Source organism: Streptococcus sp. HMSC034E03 (assembly GCF_001811505.1).
Lineage (GTDB): Bacteria > Bacillota > Bacilli > Lactobacillales > Streptococcaceae > Streptococcus.
In genome coordinates this window covers 591-9766 of sequence record NZ_KV804973.1, presented here as the reverse complement: position 1 = coordinate 9766, position 9176 = coordinate 591, and the positions used below count along the sequence as shown (strand labels likewise).

Annotated in this window: 10 protein-coding genes and 1 other RNA gene; 6 read left to right on the top strand and 5 right to left on the bottom strand. The window is 39.5% G+C overall.

Features of this window, described 5'->3' with window-relative positions; all coding sequences use genetic code 11:
- Nucleotides 1-41: 41 nt before the first annotated feature.
- The 5 genes from HMPREF2805_RS03460 to recJ all read right to left on the bottom strand — a co-directional run bounded on the left by HMPREF2805_RS03460 (nucleotide 42) and on the right by recJ (nucleotide 4229).
- Nucleotides 42-506 (bottom strand): sigma-70 RNA polymerase sigma factor region 4 domain-containing protein, encoded by a 465-nt coding sequence (locus tag HMPREF2805_RS03460; protein ID WP_075231404.1) that lies wholly within the window; start codon nucleotides 504-506, stop codon nucleotides 42-44.
- A 191-nt stretch (nucleotides 507-697) separates the two neighbouring features.
- Nucleotides 698-1234, bottom strand: a complete 537-nt coding sequence (gene nusG, locus HMPREF2805_RS03455) for a transcription termination/antitermination protein NusG (protein ID WP_045763385.1) — start codon at nucleotides 1232-1234, stop codon at nucleotides 698-700.
- A gap of 57 nt (nucleotides 1235-1291) precedes the next feature.
- Nucleotides 1292-1468, bottom strand: a complete 177-nt coding sequence (gene secE, locus HMPREF2805_RS03450; protein ID WP_001211016.1) for a preprotein translocase subunit SecE — start codon at nucleotides 1466-1468, stop codon at nucleotides 1292-1294.
- A gap of 9 nt (nucleotides 1469-1477) precedes the next feature.
- A complete protein-coding gene (rpmG, locus tag HMPREF2805_RS10565; RefSeq protein ID WP_001809375.1) occupies nucleotides 1478-1630 on the bottom strand; it encodes a 50S ribosomal protein L33 in 153 nt (50 codons plus the stop codon).
- A gap of 373 nt (nucleotides 1631-2003) precedes the next feature.
- Nucleotides 2004-4229, bottom strand: a complete 2226-nt coding sequence (recJ, locus tag HMPREF2805_RS03445) for a single-stranded-DNA-specific exonuclease RecJ (RefSeq protein WP_075231405.1) — start codon at nucleotides 4227-4229, stop codon at nucleotides 2004-2006.
- Nucleotides 4230-4406: 177 nt separating this feature from the next.
- Here recJ and HMPREF2805_RS03440 point away from each other — a divergent pair, with 177 nt between their 5' ends.
- The 6 genes from HMPREF2805_RS03440 to ssrA all read left to right on the top strand — a co-directional run bounded on the left by HMPREF2805_RS03440 (nucleotide 4407) and on the right by ssrA (nucleotide 8622).
- The gene (locus tag HMPREF2805_RS03440; RefSeq protein WP_075231403.1) at nucleotides 4407-5165 is read left to right on the top strand and encodes an amino acid ABC transporter ATP-binding protein; all 759 of its coding nucleotides are present in this window, start codon (nucleotides 4407-4409) and stop codon (nucleotides 5163-5165) included.
- 10 nt (nucleotides 5166-5175) lie between these two features.
- On the top strand, nucleotides 5176-5970 hold the full coding sequence (locus HMPREF2805_RS03435) for a transporter substrate-binding domain-containing protein (protein ID WP_075231402.1): 795 nt from the start codon (nucleotides 5176-5178) through the stop codon (nucleotides 5968-5970).
- 12 nt (nucleotides 5971-5982) lie between these two features.
- Nucleotides 5983-6660: an amino acid ABC transporter permease gene (locus HMPREF2805_RS03430; protein WP_075231401.1), complete on the top strand. Its 678-nt coding sequence runs from the start codon at nucleotides 5983-5985 to the stop codon at nucleotides 6658-6660.
- A gap of 9 nt (nucleotides 6661-6669) precedes the next feature.
- The gene (locus tag HMPREF2805_RS03425) at nucleotides 6670-7329 is read left to right on the top strand and encodes an amino acid ABC transporter permease (protein WP_075231400.1); all 660 of its coding nucleotides are present in this window, start codon (nucleotides 6670-6672) and stop codon (nucleotides 7327-7329) included.
- 260 nt (nucleotides 7330-7589) lie between these two features.
- Entirely contained in the window at nucleotides 7590-8171 is a 582-nt protein-coding gene (locus tag HMPREF2805_RS03420) for a class I SAM-dependent DNA methyltransferase (protein WP_075231399.1), read from the top strand.
- A gap of 103 nt (nucleotides 8172-8274) precedes the next feature.
- Nucleotides 8275-8622: a transfer-messenger RNA gene (ssrA, locus tag HMPREF2805_RS03415) on the top strand.
- Nucleotides 8623-9176 lie beyond the last annotated feature (554 nt).

The window sequence follows — 9176 nt, the reverse complement described above, 5'->3', positions numbered from 1 at the left end:
CCGACTTTTCTTACTTTGTCAACACCTTTTTTTAATTTTTTTTAGAAGTCTTGTAATGTTTCCTTCAGCTCTCTGAGAAGGGCTTTGCGACCTTTAAATCGTTCGTCTGCCCAGAGGCGTTCATAGGCTTCTTGCTTATCTTGTGGTAACTTTCTTCTATAAGTATTCAACAATTCATGGAGGGCGTAGTAATCATCCAACCACAATCCTCCTTCTGGTAGGCGATGACTAATCTCCCCTACTTCTTCATAGGCCATCCGGTCTAGGCGACGCTTTTGACTCTCTTGTTTTCTGACACTATCAAGGATTCGATTCCGAAATTTTGTTTTGAAGTAAACGTAGAGTTTCTTTTCTTCTTCCACTAGTTCTGGATGGTGTTCTAGAAGTTCATGGAGACAAATCATGCCTTCTTGGTCCCAGTCTTCTTTTTCCCATAGATGAAGATAATAATCTTTTCGGCATCTATGGACAATACCTTTTACCTTCTCATAATACTTTTCAAGCATTTGCTTTCCCCCTTTCTCTGCTTTTAGTTTAGCAGAGAAAGGGGGAAAGAGGGGCTTTGGTTTCTGTTTTGTGTTTTTTTGAGTCCAAGGTGTATCAGGAAGTATGAATACTGACAAGTGAGGGAGAAAAAAGACAACTGTCTCTTTTACAATTGTCTTTGTTTGTGATTTTATATTGATAATTTTTTTGGTTAAAGTTCTGCAATCTGATTAAGATTTACTTCCGCTACTGTATCATTACCAAACATTGAGATAATCATCTTAACTTTATTGTTATCAATTTCTGTGATCTTACCTGTGTAATCTGCGAAAGCACCGTCAATAATACGAACAGTTTGACCAACTTCGACATCAATATCAAATTCTTGGACAGTTTGACCCATAGAAACTAAAATATCGCGAATTTCTTGTTCCAAAAGTGGAGTTGGTTTTGATCTGTTTCCGTGTGAACCTACGAATCCTGTTACGTTTGGTGTGTTACGTACAACAAACCATGCTTCGTCGGTCATAACCATTTCTACAAGAACATAACCTGGAAAGCGATTTTCTTCGATTTCTTTTTTCTTTCCATTTTTTTCCACTTGCACTGTTTGTGTAGGAATTTCAACACGTAGAATATTTTCTAACATATTGTATGTTTGTGCACGTTGCAATAGATTTTCTTTTACTTTATTTTCGTAGCCAGAGTAAGTTTGTAGCACAAACCATCCTTTATCAAAACTATCCATGTTTTTTCCTTTCCTAACTGAAGAATTTCAGCGACTAGATCTTTTTCTTAGCTTATTTTAAAAAATATTAATAAAACGAATCAATCCGCTAACAATCAATTGGTCAAAAATATAAATCATCACTACAAAGAAAGCAGTGTATTCCATGATAGATTTAAAATCTAACCAACTTTCCTTGCGAGTCGGCCAAGTTGTTTCTTTAAGAAGTTTAAAAATATCCTTAATAAAACGCATCGTTTTCTCCTATCTCGTTTCTCGGTGTGTGGTGTACTTGCCACAGTGTTTACAAAATTTATTTACTTCTAAGCGTGTTGGTTTTGGATTTCCACTAATCTTAATCGAATAGTTTCTAGAACCACAAACCGCACAGGCTAGACTTGCTTTTTTAAGTGCCATAACGCCTCCATCCTACCTATTATAACAATAAACCTCTGCTTTGACAAGTTAAATCGTTTGTTGATTTTTTAAGGTAATTTCTCAAAGTAACTTCCACTTGATTTACCAAGAGATTTAGCCAAAATACTTTTAAACATAATTTTTCAAAAGAAAAGCATCATAACAAGTCAGCGACTCTAACTTCTGATCCAAAAAATCAAACAAATCTAAAAAGATCTCCCTTGGTATCGGTAAACTAGCTTCAAATTCTTTCTTCTGTTGATACTTATACTCTACTAGGAATTTCCTTTCCACTTCTTTCTCCATTTTCTACTTCAACTAACTTCCACTTGAGAGCAAATAGAAAGAGTCAGCAAGCCAACTCTTTCTATCTCTATTCACTTTTTTCCATTAAGAAATCATAGATTTCCTTAACTGTTCCAAGCGCCATTATTTCTTGCTCTTTAACAGTTTGTTGCAGCTTTTGATAAATCTGACTCTCAGCTATATCACGCTTTTCAGCCTCTTTATTCACCCTCATGACTCCATTTTCAATGGTCACAAAGCCAAGCTCTTCAAATATCTGAATCATTTTAACTAATAGAATTTGCTCAATCTTGAGAAAGGCTGCCAAATCCTTGAGTTTATAGCGAATGTCAAACTCTGGGAACTGATAGATGGTTTTATACAATTTTGCAAACTGCTCTCTTGTGCCATATCCCGTCAAGTAGTATGCCTTAGCTATATCATTTTTAAAGTAAATAGCAGAAAAATTTTGCTCCTGACAGATTTTCTTAAGGAGGGATATATCCTCAGGGATATTTTTTACGACAATAGCTGAACAAGAGATCACATCAGGCAACTCTTGCGTAAAGTCCAAAACAGGTACCCCTTCTGGTAATAGGGCATTCTTGCCACGGATGTTAAAGAGCTGGACACCTTCTACACGGGCGTCAACCATCATCAACTGCAAGGTTGTTTGACCATTCCACTGGTTGACAGAGAGAGTCACTGCCAATTCCAGTTGCTTAGTCTGTGAGAATTCAGTCGCCCATTTACCCTGACCAAAAGCGACCACCTCAAAACTGGCCTCACCTTTGGAAATTTTCAGCTTAAGATGAGCATTACCAGCTCCCATAACGCGAGCATTTTCAATTTGAAAATCTCGAATATAAAAGACAGGTTTTTGGTTATCCATCCCAAAAGGAGCTAGACGTTCAAAACTTTTCACCGTCTCCAGACTCAAGGTCTCTAAATCCAGTTCTTCATCTAAAAATAGATTGTTTTTTCCTTGGGCATCTGCACCTTTTTCTCGGATATAGGCTTCCAAAAGATCAGATAAGACTTCCAACTTATCCACTTCAAGGGTCATACCTGCAGCGCCTGCGTGACCACCAAAGGCTATAAATAGTTCTCGATGCGGGTCCAAAGCTTCAAAAATATCAACCGCTTCAATGCTTCGAGCGCTACCTTTGGCGCGTCCATCTTCGATATTCAAGACAATGACTGTCTGACCCAGTTCTTCAAGTAAGCGCCCAGCTACAATTCCAAGAACTCCCGGATTCCAGCCTTCCTTCGCCAAAACTTGAACACTTCTCTCAGGATCCACCATGCCTTTAGCTTCATCGTAAATCGACTGAACAATTTCCTTACGTTCTTCATTCTTTTGATGAATCAAAAGGGCGATTTCATGCGCTTCCTCATCGTCAAATCCAGTCAACAAATCAATAGCTGGATTGGGATCATCCAAGCGTCCAAGGGCATTTAAACGAGGTGCTAACTGAAAACCAACCGTCTCTTCTGTCACATCACTACTCGAAATCCCAGCGATTTCAAACATTTCTTGTAGCCCCATTCGTTGGGTATTGCGCAAGACCTCAAGACCATATTGGACCATGATGCGATTTTCATCCGTCAGGCTGACCATATCGGCAATTGTACCGATAGCAACCAAGTCCAACAACTCAACCTGCACTTCTTCCAAAAGGGCACAAGCTAGCTTAAAAGCAACTCCACAACCTGCTAGATGCTTGAAAGGATAGTCCGCCCCTGGATGTTCAGGATGAATAGTAGCATAGGCATCTGGTAAAACTTCGGGCATTGAATGGTGGTCGGTCACAATGACGTCCACTCCCATAGACTGAGCCAAATCAATGGCTTCATGCCCCGCCACACCATTGTCCACTGTCACAATCAAAGACACGCCCTGTTGTTCAATGAAATATTTGTAGACACTGGCATTTGGACCATAACCATCTGTAAAGCGATTAGGAAGATAGACCAGGCACTCAGCACCTAACTGTTCTAAACTCTCCTTGACAATGGAAGCCGAAGTCATCCCATCCGCATCGTAGTCCCCGTAAATGAGAATCAACTCCCCTTGCTCAATAGCCTGACGAATCCGTTCTACTGCCTTTTCCATATCATTCAGAAGGTAGGGATCATGCAAATCCTCCAAAGAAGGTTCTAAAAATTTTTTCAGACTAGTCTCATCCTTGATGCCTCGTTCAAATAACAAACGAGCCACTTCAGGGCCCAAACCAGCTTTCTTAGCTATCTTTGTAAAATCCGCATCCTCAACTTGCGGAGCAAATTGCCAATTATAAGTAGGAATTATCAAAAAAATCATCCACTCTTTCTTACGATTCTATCGTTTTATTATAACATGATTTTCAGTTTTTCTCTATCTGGTTTGCTTTTATCAAAGTTTTACTAATTTCTTTGTAATATCATTTGACAGGAAAACGCTTTTGTTGTAGAATCTATGTTACAAAATCTAACACAAAGGAGAAAGATTATGACTTTAGTAGAATTTAAAGCTGTTGAAAAGTATTACGGAGACTACCACGCACTCCAGAATATCAACCTTCGTTTTAAAAAAGGCCAAGTTGTTGTTTTACTTGGACCATCTGGTTCCGGAAAGTCCACGCTCATCCGTACCATCAATGGTCTAGAGGCAATTGATAGTGGAAGTCTCCTGGTAAACGGACACCAAGTGACAGGTGCTAGCCAAAAGGATTTGGTCCCTCTCCGCAAGGAAGTAGGTATGGTTTTTCAACATTTTAATCTTTATCCACATAAGACTGTGTTAGAAAATGTAACTCTTGCACCTATTAAAGTACTGGGTATTGATCCCAAAGAGGCTCAAAAAACTGCGCAAAAATATTTAGAATTTGTAAATATGTGGGATAAGAAAGATTCCTATCCAGCCACCTTATCAGGTGGACAAAAGCAACGAGTAGCTATCGCTAGAGGACTAGCTATGAAACCTGAACTCCTCCTCTTTGACGAACCAACCTCAGCTCTCGACCCCGAAACAATCGGTGATGTCCTTGCTGTTATGCAAAAATTAGCCCACGACGGCATGAATATGATGATTGTCACACACGAAATGGACTTCGCTCGCAAGGTAGCTGATCGCATCATCTTTATGGCGGATGGACAAGTCCTGGTCGATACAACAGATGTGGATGCATTTTTTGATCACCCAAGTGAACCGCGCGCCCAACAATTTCTCAGCAAGATTATTAACCACGAAAGTGACAAGGTCAAATAAGGAGAAGCCTATGAAAAAGAATTTCTTTCTTGCAACAGTAGTTACCAGCCTTTTAAGTTTTGGATTTGTGACATCAGTTCAAGCAGATACCAGTATCGCAGATATCCAAAAAAGGGGAGAAATCGTTGTTGGCGTCAAACAAGACGTTCCTAATTTCGGCTATAAAAATCCGAAAACTGGAGAATTCTCAGGTATTGAAACAGATTTAGCCAAACTGATTGCAGATCAACTCAAGGTCAAGGTCCGCTATGTTCCAGTTACTGCCCAAACGCGAGGTCCTCTATTAGACAACGAACAAGTGGATATGGACATCGCCACCTTCACAATCACAGATGAGCGGAAAAAGCTCTACAACTTTACCAGCCCTTACTATACAGACGCCTGTGGATTTTTGGTAAATAAATCAGGTAAGATTAAAAATATTGAGGATTTGAACGGAAAAACCATTGGAGTCGCACAAGGATCCATCACCCAAAAACTGATTAGCGACTTGGGTAAGAAAAAAGGCCTTGCCTTTAAATTTGTCGAACTCGGATCTTATCCTGAATTAATCACCTCCCTCCACGCCCATCGGATTGATGCCTTCTCGGTAGACCGTTCTATCCTTTCCGGCTATACCAGCAAAAGAACAGAACTACTTGACGATAGCTTCAAACCTTCTGACTATGGTATTGTAACCAAAAAATCGAACACGCAACTGAATGACTATCTAGATCAATTGGTTGTCAAATGGAGTCAGGATGGGACCTTGCAGGACTTATACGATCGCTACAATCTCAAACCTTCTAAACACTCAGCAGAATAAGGAGGTAGCTACATGATAGATTCATCATCTTGGACAGCTTATTTTCAACATTTTGGTCAATTTTTTAACGGATTTCTCTTTACTATAGCTATCGCTCTAGGTTCTTTTGCCCTAGCCATGCTATTGGGCATCCTATTTGGTACCTTATCCACTAGTAAACATGGCAGTTTACGGATCTTGTCCCGTATCTTTGTCGAATTTTATCAAAACACCCCTCTCCTAGTTCAGTTCGTTATTGTATTTTACGGCTTGCCTCTGATTAGTAACCATACTATCATGATTCCCATCTACTGGACTGCCGTTCTTTGTGTCGGACTCTACCACGGCGCATATATCGCTGAGGTCATTCGGTCAGGAATTCAATCTATCCCTAAAGGCCAACTCGAAGCCGCTCTTTCTCAGGGATTCACCTATGCAAATGAAATGCGCTTGATTATCTTACCGCAGGCTTTTCGCATCATTCTCCCTCCCTTGACCAACCAAGTCGTCAACCTGATTAAGAATACTTCGACAGTAGCTATCATTTCTGGAGTTGATCTTATGTTTGTCACCAAATCTTGGTCCGCACTCAACGGAAACTATGTCCCTGCCTTTTTAGGCGCCGCCTTCTTCTACTTTGCCCTCTGCTTCCCTGTTGCTCAATTTGGACGAAAAATGGAGCAAGCTAACAAAAAAGCTTATTCACTTTAGGAGGTTTTTATGGAAAGTATTCTTGAAGTTCTCAGTCTAGACAACCTCATCTTTATTTTAAAAGGTTTTGGTCTAACCCTCTATATCTCTTTGATTGCTATCACGCTTTCAACACTGATTGGAACCATCCTCGCTGTCATGCGTAATGGAAAAAACACCCTATTACGAATCCTTGCTAGTGTCTACATTGAATTTGTACGAAATGTTCCTAATCTACTCTGGATTTTCACTATTTTTTTAGTCTTTAAAATGAAGTCTACTCCAGCTGGAATCACCGCCTTTACTCTCTTTACATCTGCAGCTCTTGCTGAAATTATCCGAGGTGGTCTTAATGCAGTGGATCAAGGACAATACGAGGCAGGAATGGCACAAGGTTTCTCCTATCGCCAAATCCTCTATCACATCATCCTACCGCAAGCCATCCGCAAGATGCTCCCTGCCATCATCTCTCAATTTGTAACAGTGATTAAGGATACCAGTCTTCTATACTCTGTAATCGCCCTCCAAGAGCTTTTTGGTGCCAGTCAAATTCTCATGGGCCGATACTTTGAACCGGAACAGGTTTTCAGCTTATATATCCTGATCGCTCTAATCTACTTCAGCTTCAACCTAGCTATTTCAAGCCTTTCACGGACTCTAGCAAAACATTGGCAACAAGCTGCAGAATAACAAGAGGTTGGGACAAAAAATCCCGACCTCACTTTTTATTAACAATCAAACATTGACGCGGTAGCTGATTGAACTTTTTGTTCGTCTTTTAGACTCCAAAAAGCTCCTAATCATCCTCGCGGGGCTGGGACTACGAAATCGAGACTTTGTCTATCGATTTCTGTCCCACCGCCTTTTGAGAGAAATCTTTTTGCTTATTTCTTTACTAGAAAATAAGCTAGGAAATGTTAAACTGACAAACTCTATGCTAGACTAGAAATATGGAACATCATTTTAATCATCGAGCAGAATCATTTGATTCTCCAAAAAATCAATTTCTGGCCGATCTTGTTTACCAGCATCTAATAAAACAAGTGCCTGATTTGTCAAACAAATCAATCCTAGACTTTGGTGGCGGAACTGGCCTTATCGCCCTTCCTCTTGCCAAACAAGCTAAATCAGTGACCTTGGTTGATATTGCAGACAAGATGCTTGCGCAAGCTCGTCTCAAAATTGAAAGTCAAAAGCTTGCAAACCTATACTTGATTCAACAGGATTTATTACTTGAACCACTTGAAGAAGAGTTCGACCTTATTATCGTCAGTCGAGTTCTTCATCATATGCCTAATCTTGATGACAGTCTATCTATGTTCAAGGAACATTTGACTCATGGCGGACAACTCTTTATTGCTGATTTTACTCTACCAGCTGGAGAGACACACGGTTTTATCATTTCTGAACTTGAAGAAAGCCTCAGCCAACAAGGTTTCTCGGAAATAACAAGTCAAATACTCTACAGCTCAGACCATCTCTTTCTCCATAAACCTTCCCAATTATTTCTTACAAGTAGCAAAAATATTTAGCCCTTAGAGTATCAGACAAGCACTAAAAACAAAGCAAATGCTAATCTTTACTCAGTTTTTGCATTTTCCCAATAGATAAGGTATAATAGTTGTATTGTCTTTTGGGGTCGTTACGGATTCGACAGGCATTATGAGGCATATTTTGCGACTCGTGTGGCGACGTAAACGCCCAGTTAAATATAACTGCAAAAAATAACACTTCTTACGCTCTAGCTGCCTAAAAACCAGCAGGCGTGACCCGATTCGGATTGCTCGTGTCTGATGACAGGTCTTATTATTAGCGAGATACGATCAGGCTTTGTCTAGCAGTTTGATAAGAGATTTATAGACTCGCAGTTCCTAGGCTTGAGTTATGTGTCGAGGGGCTGTTAAAACAATACATAACCTATGGTCGTAGACAAATATGTTAGCAGGTGTTTGGACGTGGGTTCGACTCCCACCGGCTCCATTATATTAAAAAAACGTTGATGTTCTCAACGTTAGAACGAAGACAAAGTCCTTGGAAGTCAAGTTTCCAAGGGCTTTTCTTTGTGTAAAGTCGTATAATAGAGGCAAGAAGAGTTGTGAGGTGTTCCTATGTTTCAAACGTTGATGATATCAACGTTTTTTCTGTCATCATACAAGTTTACAATGTTACATCAAGACACTTGAAAGATGGCAACATTAACTTTTCTTCTATGGGAAAAATAGCATATATAGTGGATTGAACTTAGAGTAGTACAATATAAATTCTAAAACATTTTTAGAAATTAATTTGACTTTCCTAACCTCTTTGTTCACATCTTATTTCAATCAACTATACATTGAACAGCTATTCAATTGAATTTTTAGCATTTTAAAGATCTGTAAGACTGACATTTCCCCTTTCTCCTAATCATTATCCATCAAAAAAACCGTAAGAATTTCTTCTTACGGTTTTTCTAGCAAATTCATAGAATTGAGATTCTCAGTTTTGCTTTATTTGAGTAATTTCTTACTCTTCTTCCTCACGTTTTTTAGCGAAGA